The organism is Helcococcus sueciensis DSM 17243, assembly GCF_000423145.1.
Lineage (GTDB): Bacteria > Bacillota > Clostridia > Tissierellales > Peptoniphilaceae > Helcococcus > Helcococcus sueciensis.
Genome location: NZ_AUHK01000005.1, coordinates 48,524 through 66,114, shown reverse-complemented (window position 1 = coordinate 66,114; position 17,591 = coordinate 48,524). Strand labels below are relative to the sequence as shown.

The window sequence follows — 17,591 nt, the reverse complement described above, 5'->3', positions numbered from 1 at the left end:
AAAATAAAAGACTAAAATTAAATTTTAGTCTTTTATAATATAATTATTTTCTAATATTAATTTCAATATTTTATACTGTAATCAATAATTATTCAGCATCTTCTACTTCAAATATTTGTCTACCATTGTAATATCCTGAAGGACTTACTCTATGTGGTAATCTTGCTTCATTTGTTTCTTTATCTACTACAAAGTTTACTTTATTTAATCTATATGAAGAAGCTCTTCTTGAAGCTGTTTTAGCTTTAGATGTTTTTCTCTTTGGTACTGCCATATGAACACCTCCTTAAATTAATCATTTCAAAATACTTAAATAGTATACATAGTTTTTGCGTATTTGTCAATTATTTTATAAATTTTCTACTATATTTTGTGTTTCTCTAGCAATCATTAATTCTTCATTTGTAGGTGTAATGAATACTTTTACTTTTGAACCTTTTCCAGTTATTTCTTTTTCTTCTCTTGCACCGTCATTTAATGATTTATCGTAGATAATGCCTAAATTTTCTAAGCCATCTAAAATATTAGCTCTTGTAAAATAAGAATTTTCTCCAATTCCACCAGCAAATGAAATTGCATCGACTTTTCCAAGTAATGCCATATATGATCCAATATATTTTTTAACTCTATTATAGAACATCTTTAATGCAAGCTGAGCTCTTTCATTACCTTCATTAGCTGCTTTTTCTACATCTCTCATATCTGATGAAACACCTGATACACCTAATAATCCAGATTGTTTATTTAATAATGTATCCATGTCATCATATGATAAATTGTGTAATTTACCTAAAGTAAATACTACGGCAGGGTCAATATCCCCAGATCTTGTACCCATTACTAAACCTTCAAGAGGTGTTAATCCCATTGATGTATCATATGATTTACCATTTTTAACTGCAGTTATAGAAGCGCCATTTCCAAGATGTACAGTTATTACATTTACATCTTCAACATCTTTTCCTAAATGTTCTGCTGTCTTCATAGTTATATATTTATGACTTATACCGTGAGCACCATATCTTTTAATAGCATCTTCTTCATAATATTTGTATGGTATTGCATAGATTGAATTTTCATCAGGAATATCAGCATGGAATCCAGTGTCTACAACGATTACATTTGGTTTTCCTGGAGCCACTTCTTCAACACCTAAAATACCTGCAATAGCACCTGGATTATGAAGTGGAGCAAATCTCTTAGCATATTCAAGAGTATCTATTACTTTATCATCAACTAATGTCGGAAAAACAATTGGTCCACCATGCACAACTCTGTGACCAACAGCCTTTATTTCATCAATATCTTTAATTATTCCATGTTCTTCATCTAATAACACTTCAAATAATAGCTCTACCGCTTCTTTATGACTTGGTAAATCTCTTTCTATTTGTGTTTTATAATCTTTAGTGTTGTGGGCAATATTTGATCCTTCGATTCCTATTCTTTCTATTAACCCTTTAGCGTAAACTTCTCCTGTAACTGAATTTAAATATTGGTATTTAAGAGATGAACTACCACTATTTAATACTAAAATATCCATTTTAACTCCTATTCAATAATTTATTTATTTAGTATATAATTAATTAAACTTATGTTTTAAAATTATATCAATAATAAGGATTTAATACAAGATGAAAAATATTGCAATAGTTGCAGAATATAACCCTATACATAATGGTCATATTCATCAAATAAATAAAATTAAATCAAAATTCCCAAACTCAAATATTATCGTTATCATGAGTGGTAATTATGTCCAAAGAGGAGAACCCGCTATTTTGGATAAATTTGGTAGAGCAAGTTTGGCAATAAAAAATGGTTGTGATTTAGTTATTCAACTTCCTACCATCGCAAGTTTGCAATCTGCAGATTTATTTGCATTTACTGCAATTAATATATTAAACAAAATGAAACTAGTAGACTATATTAGTTTTGGTGTTGAATCTGATACCATTGATTATTTTAATTACATGGTTAATTTTCAATTAAAAAATGAAAAACTTATATATGAATTACAAAAAAAACACATAAATAATGGTGATTCATATAAGACCGCTTATGAAAAATCAATACGTGAAATTAATCCTAACATTTATGAAACTATTTCAAAACCAAATAACACACTTGCTATTCAATATATAAAAGCAATAAAAAAATTAAATAGCAATATAAAATATTTTCCAATAATTAGAAATGATGGTGGTTATAATAGTGATACTTTAGATGATTTTGAATTTCAATCTGCTAGCACCATACGAAATTTAATAAATAAAAAAATTGATTTTACAAAATACGCTCCAGAAGATATAAAAAAATTAATACCTAAAAATATAAAAGATTTAAATGATTATACTTCTATATTTAAATATGTGGTGAATATTTTAAGAAAAAAACCTGAAAATATTGCTGGATTTGAGACAGGCATACTAAATTTACTTAGTAATAATCTAAATTCAAGTATCAAAGATACTATACAAAAATCACACAATAAAAGACATACAAAATCTAGACTTCAAAGATTTGTATTAAATTATTTATTAGATATAAATAATGAACTAGTAGAAAATATGATAGATCTAAGTTATATACACGCTCTTAAATTTAATGATAAAGGAGCTAAATTGCTTAAAGAAATTAAAGATATAGAAGAGCTTCAAGTTTTAACTAATTTTAAAGATAGCTATAGTTTAAACAAAATAGATAAATCAATATTTGATATAGAAATTAAAGCAAATGAACTTTATTATATAAACGATAAAGATGAAAAAGAATCATTTTATAAAAATATTCCATTCATAAATTAAGGGTTGCAGCATATATACCGCAACCCTATTTTTTAATATTTTAATTGTGATCTATTTTCTTCAATAACTTGTAGAGTTTTCTTAACTTCATCTTCTGTCTTTGATAAAATTTGATCTACATAAGCTAATGAATTAGTTGTAATTGTACTAGCTGTGCTTTTTGCTTCAGAAATAATTCTATCAGCTTCTTCATTTGCAGCAACTGTAATACTGTTTTCATTAACTAATTCTTTTAATCTTCTATTTGCTTCCTCATAAGATCTTTGAACTTCTTCTTGAGCTCTTTCTTTTATATTTGCAGCTTGAGTATTTGCTTCAGAAATAATTCTATCTCTCTCTTCATTTACCCATTGTGCGTCTTTGATTTCTTGTGGAATAGAATCTTTCATATCATTAATTATCCCATAAATATCATCTGGGTGTACAGTAACTTTTTTTGAAAATGGTACTGATCCAGCTTCATCTATAAGTTCTTCTAATTCATCTAATAATGAAATTATATCCATTTCTCCTCCTAATTAAATTTGTTTTTAATTTTATTAGCTACATTTTTAGGAACTAAACCACTAACATCTCGATTAAAAGATGCTATTTCTTTTACTATACTAGAACTAAGATATGAATATTTAGGTTCGGCAACCATAAATAATGTTTCTACTACTCCACCTGAATATACCTTGTTCATTTGAGCAAATTGTAGTTCTGTCTCATAATCTGATACAGCTCTTATTCCTCTTATAATGGCATCTGCTTGATTTTCCTTTGCAAAATCAATCAAAAGACCAGAATATTTTGCAACTTTTACGTTATTATAATCATATAATATATCTTCTAACATTTCAATTCTTTCATCCATTGTAAATAAGTAATTTTTTGAATTATTAATAAGCACACAAACTATAACTTCATCATAAATTTTAGATGCTCTACTAATAATGTCCAAATGCCCATTTGTCACAGGATCAAAACTACCAGGATAGATAACTCTCATTCTTTCTCCCTATAAAACATAATATATTTTTTTCCATATTTTTTTTCATAAACTAATTCTAAATTATCAAAAGATTCTATTAAATGAATGTATTGATTCATTTCAGCTATAAATAATGCATTCTTAAAGTATTTGTTTTTTAACATTATTTTAAAAGATTCTATATAATAATCTTCTATATCATATGGTGGATCTATATAAACAAAATCTATTTCATCTCTTATTTGCAATAAATTTCTTCTAAAATCACCTTTTAAAACAACAGATTTATCACTAAATTTTGTATGTTCCAAATTATCTTCCAATAATTTTATATTTTCTTTATTTAACTCAGAAAAATATACTTTTTTTGCTCCTCTACTCAAAAACTCAATTCCTATATTCCCAGTAGCTGCAAATAAATCTAACGCAATAAAATCATTATCAAAAGGGGCTATTATATTAAATACAGATTCCTTAATTCTATCTTCTGTTGGTCTAGCATCACTTGATTTTGGTCCTTGAAGTTTGTGTCCTTTTCTTAAACCAGTAATAACTCTTAAAGACATATTTCCTCAATTCATAACTATTTTATCTAATTCTTCTAACTTTTTATTAATTATAGATTTCAACTTCAAACTGATATTATCTGAGTCTTCTATCATATTATTTACAGTTGATATCAATTCTTCATTGAAAAATAATCTATTCTCAAATTCTATAAATCCTGATTGATTAGTTCCATAAATTTCTCCAGAACCTCTTATTTCAAGATCTTTTTTAGCAATTTCATATCCATCAAGATTATCTTTAATATACTCTAACTTTTCAGAAACTGGATTCTTTTCATTCATAACAAAAAAGCAGTATGATTGAATATCAGATCTCCCTACCCTTCCTCTTATTTGATGTAATTGTGATAATCCAAATTGATTAGCATCATAAATAATTATAACATTTGCCTTTGGTACATCTATACCGACCTCTATAATACTTGTAGCTATTAATATATCAATTTTTCCATCAACAAAATCGGCTTGAATACTTTCTTTCTTTTTAGCATCCATTTTTCCGTGAAGTTTTCCAAGCCTTATTTTTGAATTAAAATATTTACTTAATTTTTTATATAATCTGTCTACAGATTCTAAATCATTTGTATCTTCATCATCTTCTACTCTTGACACAACTATATATGCTTGATTACCTTCTTTTACTTGTTTGTATGCGAAATCAATAAAATCTTGTTCTTTATATATACTCGTTAAATAAGACTTAATTGGTTTTCTATTTTTAGGTAATTCTTCTATAAAAGTTAAATCAAGATTATCATATAAACTTAAAGCAAGTGTTCTTGGTATAGGTGTTGCTGACAGAAGTAAAGTATCAGGATATATACCTTTATCAAAAAGCATTTTTCTTTGGTAAACTCCAAATCTTTGTTGTTCATCTGTAATTATAAGACCTAATTTATCAAAATTTACTTTTTCTTGAAATAGTGCATGCGTTCCAAATATAATATCTATTTTTCCATACTTTAGTTTTTTATAAATTTCATCTTTATTTTTTGTTGAACCAATTAGTAATTCACAATTTATACCAAAACTTTCTAAATACTTTTTATTTTTTTCATAATGCTGTATTGCAAGTATTTCAGTTGGAGCCATAAATGCTACTTGATAATCATTTCTAACAGATAGTATAGCACTTAATATTGCTACGATAGTTTTCCCAGATCCAACATCTCCTATCAAAAGTCTATTCATTCTCTTTTTAGATGTCATATCATTTATTATTTCATTTAGGGCATTGTATTGTGAATCTGTCAGTGTAAAACCTAATTCACTAATATAGTCAACTAAGTCAAATCGATTAAATTGAATATATTCTTTATTTAAGTTTTCAGTATAAATTCTATTTGATAGTTTCTCTAAATATAGATTTCTTAGACTATCGTTATAAAGCGCATTATATAAATCAATATTATTTTTGGGCTTGTGTAAAATTTTATATATTTCATTAATATCTAATATATTAAATTTATTTTTAAAATTATCTTCTAGATAATCTTCTAATTTTATATCTTTAGAAAATAAAAAATCTTTATACTTTATTATATCTTTTGAAGATATTCCTTTTTTAATAGCATAGATTGGATAAATCCCTCCTATGCTATTATCATTCATTTTTGAAACCACTGGATTAATTATAGCGTTTTTATCTGAACTGTAATAACCAAAAAACTTATATTTTTCTCCTATTTTTAGATTTTTTGATGAAAATCTATCATTATACCATATTAGGTTGATTGACCCACTATCATCACTTCCTTTTACTCTAGAAATTGATTTTTTAGCTTGGTAAAAATAAGTCTTAGAAATTGAATCGATTGTGATTTCAAAATATTGTTTTACTCCATCAATCGCATTTACAACTAAGGTCTTGTTTGATCTATCTTCATATCTAATAGGTATATAAGTCAACAAATCATATATATTATAAATACCTAATTCGTTTAGAATTTCTTGTTTCTTATTTCCTATACCCTTAATATCAATTAGTTTCATCTTATTCAATTGCTGCTATATAATAGTATAATGGTTGTCCACCATAATATAACTCTATATCAACTAAAGGATATTCTTTTTCTAATTCTTCTTGTAAATCAACAGCTTCTGTTTCAGAAATATCTTCTCCATAATATATAGAAATAATTCCTGATTCATCTGTTACAGCATGCTTAATAAGAGCTTTGAATGTATCTTTCATATCTTTACCTTTAACTACTATGTCTCCATTTTCAAGACCTATATAGTCATCTTTTTCGATATCTAAATCACCACTCTTAGTATCTCTAATAGCATAAGTTAATTGTAAGCTTTTTACTTCTTTCAATGATTCTGTCATTGCTTCCCAATTTTCAGTAGCTGTTTTTGAATCATCAAAATTAATCATAGCTGTGAATGCTTGTGGTATAGATTTTGTTTCAATAACTATAAGATTATTGTCTACAAGTTCAACTGCTTGCTTAGCTGCTAAAATTATATTTTTATTATTTGGGAAAATAAATATATTTTCAGCATTGACACTATTCACAGCATCTACTATATCTTCAGTAGAAGGGTTCATTGTTTGCCCTCCTTTTATTAGCTTATCAATACCTAAATCATTAAAGATTTCATCAAAGCCTTCACCAATAGATACTGAAACAAATCCATATTTCTTTTTATTTTCTTTTTCGGCTGCTTTTTCTTGCTCTTCTTTAAGTCTTATAACTTCAGCATTTTGAAGTCTCATATTTTCGATTTTAATACCTGTCAATTCACCTTTTTTTCTAGCAAGTCCTAAAACAAATCCTGGATCATCTGTATGAATGTGAATTTTAATCATATCATCTGTACCAACAGCTACTATTGAATCACCATATGGGCTTATTTCATCTCTAAAATCTTCATAAGATTCAGTTCCATCTGTCAGTATTAAGAACTCTGTACAATAACCATATACTATATCTTCAGGTCTAACTGTTGAATCATGTTCAACATGTTTATTTAGATTAATATTCATAACTTCACTGTCTGTTAGATTGTCAATTACTTCTTCTCCATTCAGTGTTCTATATGCTCCTTCTAAAAGGAAAATTAGACCTTGACCACCAGCATCTACTACATTTGCCTCTTTTAACACTGGTAACATTTCTGGAGTCTTGTTAAGTGCATCTTTACCAGCATCTATACAATCTTTTATAAACACTAAAATATCATCATATTTTAAGAAATTTTCTCTTGCAAATTCAGCAATCATTCTACTTACTGTAAGTATGGTACCTTCAGTAGGTTTCAATACTGCTTTATATGCGGTATCTCTAGCTGATTCAAATGCTTCTACAACATTTATAATCTCTACAGTTTCAACTTGTTCAAAAACTTTTGCAGCACCTCTACATAATTGTGAAAGTATAACTCCAGAATTACCTCTAGCTCCCATCAGAGAACCAGTAGATAAAGCTTTTGCTACTGATTTCATATTTGGCTCTGCACTTTCTAACTTATTTCTTACTGATTTCATTGTTAAGGACATATTAGTACCTGTATCTCCATCAGGAACAGGAAAAACATTTAGTCCATTTACATATTCTTTATTAGTTTCAAGATTTTTATTAGCTCCAATTATAGCTAATTTCAAATCCTCAAATCCTATATTCTTCATATTTCCCCCATTAAATTCTAATTCCTTGAACAATTAAATTCACAGAATTAACCTTTAATTTAGTATTTTTTTCAACAGTATATTTTACTTTATCAATGATGTTTTCTGCAACTATTCCTATTCTAACACCAAATTCCATCATTACTATTAAGTCAATATCTAATTTATTGTCTACAACATTAACCTTAACACCTTTTGTTTTGTTTTCTACTTTTAACAACTCAAAAATTCCATCTCTAGTATTTTGAGCAACAAGACCTACTATACCATATGATTCTTGTGCTGTTTCTGCTGCCAAAGTAGCTATAACTTTTTCATCAAAAACTATTGTTCCGTGTTCATTTTTTAATATAGCTGACATACTGACCTCCTTAATATATATATGTAAATTATAACAGTAGAAACAACAACTTGCAAAAAAATATATCTTTATGTTATAATATTTCGAGTAATACTAGTAATTATAGGAGGTGGATATATGGGTAAACAATGTGCAATTACAGGTAAAAAGAAAAAATCTGGTAATGTAGTTACTTTCTCAAACAAAAAAATTAAGAGAGCTTTTAAGCCAAATCTTAAAAGAGTTAAAGCTGTTGTAGATGGAAAAGTTCAAAGAATTTGGGTTTCTACATCTGCATTAAAATCAGGTTTAGTTGAAAGACCAAATTACAGCAATAGATCACAAGAATAGTTAAAAGAGTGTGTTAGAATTATTTAGTTTCTGATACACTTTTTTTGTGGCTTTTAATTATAATATTAAAATAGAACCTAAATTGAAAGTATCTAGGTTCTACATATATTTTATATATAATTGTATAAGGTTTAATTAGGAATGATTATATAATTATTTAATTTATCTAATTTATTATATTCCTCATAATAACCATCTATATTTTCGTTTTGTATCCAATTTACACTCACCATTTCATAATCATCAACATTTTGTATAGCAAATAAAGCCTTATTACCTATAAAATTATATATTATAGGAAATATTTCAATAGAGTTTACATTTTGTACTAATACATATGTTGAATTTGGAGCAACTGTAGCGTCTATTGCTCCTGGTTTTCTTGATATGATATCTCTCCATGTAATATTATTAGCTGGAATTTGAGCAATATTTATAATTGGAGAAAAGTTTAAATCAAATTGCTTGGTAAATCTAGCTCCTGTAGCTGAATTAATTTCTACGTCTAAATTAGATATAAATTTCCATGACATTTTTTCTCTTTCTATACCAATATTTCTTGTATTTGGACTGAGAGCAGTTATATTTATTAATTCATTAGAAATAATTTGATTACTAACTTCTTTAAATGCAGTCTGATATATCCTGTTCCCGTCATTTCCAGCAATTTCATTAGCATTCAAAGGTTTATTACTTGCCAGTTCATGGATATTATAAATACTATAACTTTCAGCTAATGATTTTCCTGTATCAACATAATTTGTTACTGCAATAAAACCTTGGTTTACATAGTCTATTACTCTTAAAAAATTATCCTGTATATTATTAACTTTCAAATCATCTTCTATAAAAGTTTGATTTGCGCTTAATCTATAATTCGTAATCATATTAGTCTCATCTTCAACAATACTTTGATTTATCGTCCATAGCCCAGTCGTTTTAGGAATTACAATGTCTCTAACTTTTAGTATTTTAGGAAATACATCATCTTTAGTCTTTTTGAAAAAGTAAGTATAATAATCATATTTAATATACTCTTTTACACTATTATCACGAACTCTAAATGATATTGCTAGACCAAATTCATTATTAGCAACGTCTGTTGAATTTTGTCTTAATTCACTCAATTCTTTATATTTATTTTCAATTTCATTTTCTGTTAATTCAGAATTTTTCTCAAATATAATTATTTTTCTTAGATATATAGTTAATAATCTTCCTTTTCCTATATCTACAAATTCAAATGAAGAAGATAGATTATCAGATATTTTATAAACTTTAACCATATCTTCAGAAATTTCTAATTTTTCATTAAAATCTTCAGGTAATTTAGCAACCTTATTTGTCAAATAAGAAGTAAGGTTTACATATCTTGAAGATATACTAGGATTCAATATAAATGCTGTTTCAAATTTTGAAACTTTTCTTGATATAAATATTTCATTCATATTTAATTTTTCATCAGATAATTCAGAAATATTATAGTCCTTTGTAAATTTCCATATTCCTTCTATATCCAGATCATTATCAGGGATTGAAATATTATTTGATGAATCTATTTCTTCCTTAGAATTATCATTAACACAAGAAACCAAAATTAAACATATAGATAGTAATAATAATATTTTAATTTTTTTCATCACTACCTCCAATAGGAATATTGAATCTTATAGCTGTACCTTCTCCCAATTTACTTTGTATTTCTAATTTTCCTCCATGCTTAATAATAATTTCTTCAGCAATTGATAAGCCTAATCCTGTATTAGAACCTTTTGAAGTTCCTTTATAAAACTTAGTAGTTACAAGCTCTATATCATCTTCACTAATACCTATGCCTGTATCTACTACTTCAAAATCAATTTCATCAAGTTCTTCATTTTTATTTATACTTACAATTACAGACCCATCTTCTAATGTAAACTTTATAGCATTGTCAATTAAATTAATTAATACTTGCTTTAATCTATTATTATCACCAACAATTACCGCACTATCAACATTTGTATCAAAAATTAAAGAAATTTTCTTTTCTTTTGATCTTGGACTCATTTGATTTACAATGTTTTTGACTACCGGTACTATATCAAATTCTGTCTTTGTTAAATTGAAGCTAGGTGATGTATATCTAGAAAAATCTAATAAATCCTCAACCATTTCAGAAAGTCTATCTGCTTCTTGTTCTATAATCATAATACCTTCTTTTCTAGTTTCTGGATCAATATCATTATCTTGTATTGTCAATGCCCATCCTTTAATCGAAGTTAGAGGAGTCCTTAACTCATGAGAAACTGAAGAAATAAAATCAGTCTTTATCTCTTCTTTTTTAATAATATTTTCACTCAATTCATCCATAGTTTTTGCAAGTTCACCTATCTCTCCAGAGTATTCCATATTGGACTTTTGATTATATTGTCCATCTGAAAGTTTAGATGCTAAACTCGTTAACTTATTTATAGGTTTTAATAATTTATCAGCAAAATAATAAAGTAATAACATCCATGCAATTAATGAAAACACCCCTAGAAGTATAAAAACTCTCATTTGTCTTGCTATATCTTTTCGTACTACTCTTGTATCACTTATAGTACGAAGAACCCCTATCTGATTATTGTTAACTTTGATAGGATAATTTAGAGAAAGTTTTCTATTTCTTATATCATTTTCAAACTTATGCTCTCCATCCGGATTTAACATATTTTCAGATTTTATAATTATTTCACCAACATTTGATGAACCTGTACTATCATAAAATAATTCTCCAGAATTATTTAATAATTGAACCTGTCCATCTATATTATTTAAGAATTCAAATCTTTCATTAAATACCACTTCTGAAATAGAATATCTAGAAATAGATGACTCATATATCTCTACAGAAAACTTGGATTGTGATAACATTAAATTTTCTAAATTATCATAATAATATGATCTCAAAGAAAAATATGTAAATATCAAATAAAACACCACAAATCCAATAAAGATTAGTAGATAATATAATATTAATGAAAATTTTAATGATTTTCTTTGTATCTTTATTTTTTCAATTAATTTCCCCATCTATAACCTACACCCCATACAGTGTGTAAATATTTAGGACTTCCTGCATTATCTTCTATCTTTGATCTAATCCTACGTATATTTACATCAATAATTTTTGTATCTGCTTTATTTTCTTCGCCCCAAGCTTGTTTCATTAATTCTTCTCTAGTAAATGCTTTATTAACATTTTCTAAAAATATTTTAATAAGAGATAATTCGGTTGGTGTTAAATCAATATCTTTTTTATCTTTTGTAAATCTCTTTGAATAAGAATCCAATTCAAAAGGTCCATATTTTAAAACCTGAGACTTATTATCATCATTACCATTAGTTAATTTAATTCTTCTTATTAATGATTGAATTCTTAAAACTAATTCTTGCGGATTAAATGGCTTAACCATATAGTCATCTGCACCTTTTTCTAGCCCTAATATTCTGTCAACATCTTGTGTTTTTGCAGTAAGCATTATTATTCCTACATCTGGTATTTCATTTCTCAAAATATCACATACTTCAAACCCATTCATACCTGGAAGCATTACATCAAGAATTACAACATGTGGATTTTCTTCAAGAGCAATTTTAACTCCATCTTCTCCTGTTCCAGCTTCAAGAACTTCAAAACCAGCTTTTTCTACATTTATCTTAGTAAATTTTCTTATAGCAACTTCATCCTCAACTAGTAATACTTTTTCATTCATTAAATATCCTCCTGCAATCTATTAAATAAATTTTCAATTTTTTGTTTATATCTACTCTCTATAACCAATCCTTTAATACTTTCTAAATTTATTTTCTTATTAAATTCAATTTTATATGCAACTAATTGTTGGTCCTTATATAAATTAGATTTTAAATTCCCATATCTTCTATCTCCAATTATGGGATGACCAATATCTTTTAATGAAGCTCTAATTTGGTGTGTTCTTCCTGTAATTAATTCTATCTCTACTAATGAATATTTATCGTTATATTTTATTGGATTAATAATTGTTATTGATTCTTTACCTTCGTCATCAACTTTCACAAAGTTATTATCATCTTTAACTAATTTATTTTCAATTTTAATTTTCTTATCTATTTTACCTTCAACTATTGCTAAATAATATTTATGAATTAAATCTTTTTGTTCATTTAATTTTAACAATGCATTTCTGTTTTTAGCTCCAACAACTAATCCCATAGTATTTCTATCAATTCTATTTATAAGAGCTGGTCTAAAAGTTTTTTCAAGTCTTGGAATATATTCTTTTCTAGCAATCAATGTATCAATCATAAAATCGACTACATTTTTCCCATAATCCTCTTTTGAAGCTGCATGTACTAATACATTTTGTGGTTTATCAAAAACTATAATATCATCATTTTCATATACAATATCTATGTCTATTTTCGACTTAAAGTTTTTAGTGCTTTCTTGCCATTTTTCTAATTCTTCATCATAAATATAAAAATTTATGACATCTCCTTTATGTAAAATTAAACTAGGCTCTGATCTTTTTTTATTTACTTTAATTTTTTTTGTTCTAATCCATTTATAAAGTAGTGAATTTGGAGCTTTATTTAAATATTTATTTAAAAATTTAATTAGGCTCTGCTCACTATCATTAATATCAATAATTATTTTTTTCATTTGATTTTTTCCTTCTTTATGCTATTATTGTAACATAAATAATATAGAACTTGCATATTTGATTTACGGAAGGAGTTTTATGAAATATATTAAAGATTTTTTCTATAATTTCTCAGATATCATATTTGCTTTACTCGTTGTAGTAGGTATAGGTTTTGTTTTATATACAAATCTAGACTATTTAGTAAATGTTGAAGAAGTACAAGCAGCAGTTGAAACAACGGAAGAGAGTAAATCAGAAGAAGAGGTATCAATAAGTGTAACTATACCTTCTGGACTAAACGTTGAACAACTAGCAGATTTATTATCTGAATATAAAATTATAGAAAATAAAGATGAATTTATTAAAAGTTTTGAAACTACAGAAAATGTAACTATCAAATCTGGAACATATGAATTTCTAAAAGGTGAAAGTTTTGATAAGATAAAATCAACACTTATTAATCAATAAAAGGTTCTATTACATTTAAGATTTTTCTTTTATGTAATAGAACCTTTAATTATTTACATATGATGATATAAGCGATTCTCTTTTTATATCATCAAAACAATTCAATTTTATTAACATGTTTTTTATGTCTTTATTTAATGTATGTAAAATGATTCTTTCTCTTTTTGTAAAGTAAATTTCAAAAATCTGAGAATCTAAATTTTTAGAATTGACAAATATATCATATGCCATTATATTATTTGAATTTTCTAATTCAATCATAGCTACAATAGCTTGATCTTTAAGATTATAATTGTTTAGTTTATTATTATTTGCCAGTTTTGCTTTTTTTTCATTACCACTTGTTTTACATCTATTATATTCTTCTAAACATATTTTAGCCTTAGAATTATAATAATTGTAATTATATAGTGCCTTCTCAAAAGAATCTAAGACCGAAAATGGTCTTAGATTTATTTTTGAAAATATTTCATTATTCATATAGTTAAATTCCGATTTACTAATCAACTTATTATCCAATAAATCTATATATTTATTTCTAAGTTCAATAAATCGAACTAATTTGTCTTTTTCTGAAACGTACACTATAGCACCTTTATTTCAGCTTCTATTCCTTCTGGTAAGTCAGATTCTTCTTGATCAAGTCCTAATAATATCTCTACATTACTATTTTTTGATAATTCATTAAATCTTGATACTAGTTTTTGGATTCCTTCGTTATCAAATTCTACTAAATGATAAAGTCCATCTAAATATACTTTTTCAATATCATAATCTCTTGAAACTATACCAGCAACAAATCCATATAGTGATTCTATACTATCTATAGCAAAATTTTTCGCATTTATTAATCTTACTGTGTAGTCTAATGTAAATATATGTTTATCATCTGTATCGATAAATACTATATTCCCATTTCCTCTTGCTTTTTCTTTGTTTGCATCTTCGATAAGTAATCTAGTTTTACCGCTACCTGATTTACCTAAAATTAAAGTAACCATTTCTTACACCTTCCTTTAAATATTATTTTATGTTTAGTTAAAATTAATCTTCATATTCATCATAGTCATCATGATGATGGTGATGATGGTCATGGTCATGATCATGATCATGGTGTTCCTGATATTCTAAATATTCATCAAAATCAAAGTCTACATTTTCATAATAAGCTTCGGAAACTAAATCAAATTCGTCTTGATCTTCAATTAAAGATACTTCGAATTCCTCATCTTCTCCATATTCAGCTCTATATAAAAGTATTTCTTGATATGAATCATCCTCAACAGGCATAAGAGCAATATAATCTTGCCCATTAACATCAAATTGAGCAACTACTACACATTTTAATTCTGTATCATCATCAAGTGTTAAAATCACTTCTTTGAAATCGTCATCATAAAAGTTATAATCTTCGTCCAATTCATCTTCTTCATCATAATCCATGTCATCTAGATCATCATAAATAGATAATTCAAGTAAATCATCTTCATATAGAACATCGTCTAAATCAGATTCTTCATAATCAAATTCATTATCTTCATATTTTTTTGTCATATTGGCCTCCAATTCTTCTTTATTTAAATATACACGGTTCAGAAGAATTTTACAAATTTTTTAACAACGTTTTCAAATATTCAAAGCTAAACTCTGTAGACTTAATTGAAATACTTTCTGCAGGTGTATGTGCTCCTGTAATTGTTGGCCCCATACTAATCATATTGATATCTGGATATTTTTCAGAAAATATTCCAGTTTCAAGACCAGCATGTATTACTAGTACTTCTACATCTTCATTTCTAAGATCTTTATAAGTATCTTTTGCTATATTTAATAATTCATTATCAAAATTTGGTTTCCACATCGGATACCCTTCTGAAAATGATACCTTAAATCCATCATTTTCACCTAATTTCTTAACTTCATCACATAAATAATCCAAATCTTCTGAATCAGAACTTCTAATTGATGTCTCTAAATTAAATGAGTTATCTGATGTTCTAATTATCGCTAAGTTATTTGAAGATTTAACTATTCCTAATTCCTTGTCCATAGTGTTTACACCATGTGGGAAAATTTGTACTAATTTTAATATTTTTTGAGAAGCATCTTCTGCAATATATAAATTATCGGCATCTATTTCTTCTAAATCAAACACTAAATCTAATTCTCTTTTTAAATTAGAATCTTTTATCTCTTTTGAATATTCTTCATATGCATTTTTAAATTCTTCCACATCATTATTATCTATACCTATAATCGCAAATGAACTTGATGGAATAGCATTATGTTTTGATCCTCCATCAAATGTATGCAATGAAAAGTTTACTTTATTTTTTATTTTTAATAATAATGAATCTACTAATTTGATTGCATTTGCTCTCGCTTCATGAATCATAGATCCTGAGTGTCCACCCTGTAATCCAGATACCTTAATTTTAAAATTAATTAAATTGTCTTTTTCTACTCTTTCAAATTCTTTAAATGCTTCAGCACGAACTCCACCAGCACAACCAACTATAATTATCCAGTCTTCTTCATTGTCTAGATTAATTAGATTTTTTCCTGTAAGTACATTTTCAGATAAACCTAAGGCTCCGTCCATTCCAGTTTCTTCAGTTGTTGTAAATAAACATTCTAATTTTGGATGTTGTAAGCTTTTATCTTCAAGTATCGCAAGCATAAGAGCAACTCCAGCACCGTCATCTGCACCTAAAGTTGTATCTCTAGCTTTTAAAATATCTCCTTCTACATATAAATCAATTGGATCACATGTAAAATCATGATTTGAATCTTCAGTCTTTTCACAAACCATATCTAAATGTGATTGTAATATTACTGTATCATGATCTTCATAACCCTCTGACGCAGGTTTTATGATTATAACATTACCATATTCATCTCGTGTTGATTCATATCCTAAATTTAAACCAAAATTATATACATACTTTGATATTTTTTCTTCGTCGTTTGAACATCTTGGTATTTGAGATATTTTGATAAAATTATCAAACACTTGTTTTGCGCTTGAATTGCTTAATTCCTCCATCATTCCCCTCTTTCTACATTATATTTATTTTTTAACTCTTCAGATTTAGCAACATATGCTTCTTGTTGTAATTGTCCTAATAAAGATCTTTCTAATTCATCTTTAAAGTTTTCATATTTATTTTCTTTTAATAATTCTTTGTCATTTAATTTAATTATATGATAACCAAATTGTGTTTTTACAGGATCAGAAATTTCTCCATTTTCCATTTCTATTAAAGCTTCTTCAAATTCTTTTACCATTTGTCCAGATTGGAATTCTCCTAAATCTCCACCTCTTTGAGAAGAAGGACATTTAGAACTATCTTTAGCTAAATCTTCAAATGATTCGCCTTTATCAATTTTAGCTTTTAATTCTTTAGCTAAATCTTCATCATCTACTAATATATGTGATGCTGAAAATCTGTAAATATCTGAGAATTGATCTTTATTGCTTTCATAAAAATCTTTTGCTTTTTCTGAATCTACTTTAACACTATCTAATAATTTTCTGATAGCATATTGTTTTAATATTTGTTCTTTTGCAAATTCTACTTCATTTAAATAATCTTCTTCTTTATCAAGTCCTTTATCTAAAGCATCAAGCTTAAATAATTCTTGATTAAGTAATTCATCTGCTATTTGTTGAAATCCCTCTTCATTATGATATCTCATACCTTCTTGTCCCATTGAATGAACAAAATCATGTACTTCTTTCTGAGTGATTTCTTTTCCATTAACTATATAATATACTTCTTTCATTTGTCCTC

General features: G+C 26.5%; 20 protein-coding genes. 3 read left to right on the top strand and 17 right to left on the bottom strand.

The annotated features are described in order from the left end of the window. Positions 1-88: 88 nt before the first annotated feature. Positions 89-274: a 50S ribosomal protein L32 gene (gene rpmF / locus G534_RS0102515; RefSeq protein ID WP_027347718.1), complete on the bottom strand. Its 186-nt coding sequence runs from the start codon at positions 272-274 to the stop codon at positions 89-91. 75 nt (positions 275-349) lie between these two features. After that, positions 350-1,543, bottom strand: a complete 1,194-nt coding sequence (locus tag G534_RS0102510) for an acetate/propionate family kinase (RefSeq protein ID WP_027347717.1) — start codon at positions 1,541-1,543, stop codon at positions 350-352. A gap of 91 nt (positions 1,544-1,634) precedes the next feature. Here G534_RS0102510 and G534_RS0102505 point away from each other — a divergent pair, with 91 nt between their 5' ends. After that, positions 1,635-2,807, top strand: a complete 1,173-nt coding sequence (locus tag G534_RS0102505) for a nucleotidyltransferase family protein (RefSeq protein ID WP_027347716.1) — start codon at positions 1,635-1,637, stop codon at positions 2,805-2,807. 32 nt (positions 2,808-2,839) lie between these two features. Here the strand turns inward: G534_RS0102505 and G534_RS0102500 are convergent, their stop codons facing one another. Genes G534_RS0102500 through G534_RS0102475 form a run of 6 tightly spaced genes read right to left on the bottom strand, consistent with a single transcriptional unit; the run spans position 2,840 to position 8,344 of the window. Further along, on the bottom strand, positions 2,840-3,313 hold the full coding sequence (locus G534_RS0102500) for an ATP synthase subunit B family protein (protein WP_027347715.1): 474 nt from the start codon (positions 3,311-3,313) through the stop codon (positions 2,840-2,842). A gap of 8 nt (positions 3,314-3,321) precedes the next feature. Then, positions 3,322-3,798, bottom strand: a complete 477-nt coding sequence (coaD, locus tag G534_RS0102495; protein ID WP_027347714.1) for a pantetheine-phosphate adenylyltransferase — start codon at positions 3,796-3,798, stop codon at positions 3,322-3,324. Continuing rightward, a complete protein-coding gene (gene rsmD, locus G534_RS0102490; RefSeq protein ID WP_027347713.1) occupies positions 3,795-4,346 on the bottom strand; it encodes a 16S rRNA (guanine(966)-N(2))-methyltransferase RsmD in 552 nt (183 codons plus the stop codon). The genes coaD and rsmD overlap by 4 nt, the downstream gene beginning before the upstream one ends. A 6-nt stretch (positions 4,347-4,352) precedes the next feature. Continuing rightward, entirely contained in the window at positions 4,353-6,341 is a 1,989-nt protein-coding gene (locus tag G534_RS0102485) for a helicase-related protein (protein WP_027347712.1), read from the bottom strand. A gap of 1 nt (position 6,342) precedes the next feature. Continuing rightward, positions 6,343-7,983, bottom strand: coding sequence for a DAK2 domain-containing protein (locus G534_RS0102480; protein WP_027347711.1), 1,641 nt, complete (start codon positions 7,981-7,983; stop codon positions 6,343-6,345). A 10-nt stretch (positions 7,984-7,993) separates the two neighbouring features. Next, the gene (locus tag G534_RS0102475; RefSeq protein ID WP_027347710.1) at positions 7,994-8,344 is read right to left on the bottom strand and encodes an Asp23/Gls24 family envelope stress response protein; all 351 of its coding nucleotides are present in this window, start codon (positions 8,342-8,344) and stop codon (positions 7,994-7,996) included. 117 nt (positions 8,345-8,461) lie between these two features. Between G534_RS0102475 and rpmB the strand changes: the two genes are divergently transcribed. Further along, positions 8,462-8,674 carry a 50S ribosomal protein L28 gene (gene rpmB, locus G534_RS0102470; protein WP_027347709.1) on the top strand — a complete coding sequence of 71 codons (213 nt, stop codon included), beginning with the start codon at positions 8,462-8,464 and terminating at the stop codon, positions 8,672-8,674. Between the two features lie 131 nt (positions 8,675-8,805). On the opposite strand, the gene G534_RS0102465 is transcribed toward rpmB, so the two are convergent. Genes G534_RS0102465 through G534_RS0102450 form a run of 4 tightly spaced genes read right to left on the bottom strand, consistent with a single transcriptional unit; the run spans position 8,806 to position 13,346 of the window. Then, complete coding sequence (locus G534_RS0102465; protein ID WP_027347708.1) at positions 8,806-10,314, bottom strand: hypothetical protein; 1,509 nt, start codon at positions 10,312-10,314, stop codon at positions 8,806-8,808. Then, positions 10,301-11,731 carry a sensor histidine kinase gene (locus G534_RS0102460; RefSeq protein WP_034595879.1) on the bottom strand — a complete coding sequence of 477 codons (1,431 nt, stop codon included), beginning with the start codon at positions 11,729-11,731 and terminating at the stop codon, positions 10,301-10,303. Before G534_RS0102460 ends, G534_RS0102465 begins: the two co-directional genes overlap by 14 nt. Beyond that, on the bottom strand, positions 11,719-12,414 hold the full coding sequence (locus G534_RS0102455) for a response regulator transcription factor (protein ID WP_027347706.1): 696 nt from the start codon (positions 12,412-12,414) through the stop codon (positions 11,719-11,721). The genes G534_RS0102460 and G534_RS0102455 overlap by 13 nt, the downstream gene beginning before the upstream one ends. After that, on the bottom strand, positions 12,414-13,346 hold the full coding sequence (locus G534_RS0102450; RefSeq protein WP_027347705.1) for an RluA family pseudouridine synthase: 933 nt from the start codon (positions 13,344-13,346) through the stop codon (positions 12,414-12,416). Before G534_RS0102450 ends, G534_RS0102455 begins: the two co-directional genes overlap by 1 nt. Before the next feature lie 79 nt (positions 13,347-13,425). Between G534_RS0102450 and G534_RS0102445 the strand changes: the two genes are divergently transcribed. Next, the gene (locus tag G534_RS0102445) at positions 13,426-13,797 is read left to right on the top strand and encodes an MltG/YceG/YrrL family protein (RefSeq protein ID WP_027347704.1); all 372 of its coding nucleotides are present in this window, start codon (positions 13,426-13,428) and stop codon (positions 13,795-13,797) included. A 45-nt stretch (positions 13,798-13,842) separates the two neighbouring features. On the opposite strand, the gene G534_RS0102440 is transcribed toward G534_RS0102445, so the two are convergent. The 5 genes from G534_RS0102440 to G534_RS0102420 are packed head-to-tail and all read right to left on the bottom strand — an operon-like array spanning position 13,843 to position 17,583. Then, positions 13,843-14,382: a DUF6648 family protein gene (locus tag G534_RS0102440; protein ID WP_027347703.1), complete on the bottom strand. Its 540-nt coding sequence runs from the start codon at positions 14,380-14,382 to the stop codon at positions 13,843-13,845. Further along, a complete protein-coding gene (locus tag G534_RS0102435; protein ID WP_027347702.1) occupies positions 14,382-14,798 on the bottom strand; it encodes a P-loop NTPase family protein in 417 nt (138 codons plus the stop codon). The genes G534_RS0102440 and G534_RS0102435 overlap by 1 nt, the downstream gene beginning before the upstream one ends. Before the next feature lie 43 nt (positions 14,799-14,841). Beyond that, positions 14,842-15,351 (bottom strand): DUF1292 domain-containing protein, encoded by a 510-nt coding sequence (locus G534_RS08350; RefSeq protein ID WP_051177390.1) that lies wholly within the window; start codon positions 15,349-15,351, stop codon positions 14,842-14,844. A gap of 49 nt (positions 15,352-15,400) precedes the next feature. Next, positions 15,401-16,843: an aminoacyl-histidine dipeptidase gene (locus tag G534_RS0102425; protein ID WP_027347701.1), complete on the bottom strand. Its 1,443-nt coding sequence runs from the start codon at positions 16,841-16,843 to the stop codon at positions 15,401-15,403. Further along, positions 16,843-17,583, bottom strand: coding sequence for a peptidylprolyl isomerase (locus G534_RS0102420; RefSeq protein WP_027347700.1), 741 nt, complete (start codon positions 17,581-17,583; stop codon positions 16,843-16,845). Before G534_RS0102420 ends, G534_RS0102425 begins: the two co-directional genes overlap by 1 nt. Positions 17,584-17,591 lie beyond the last annotated feature (8 nt).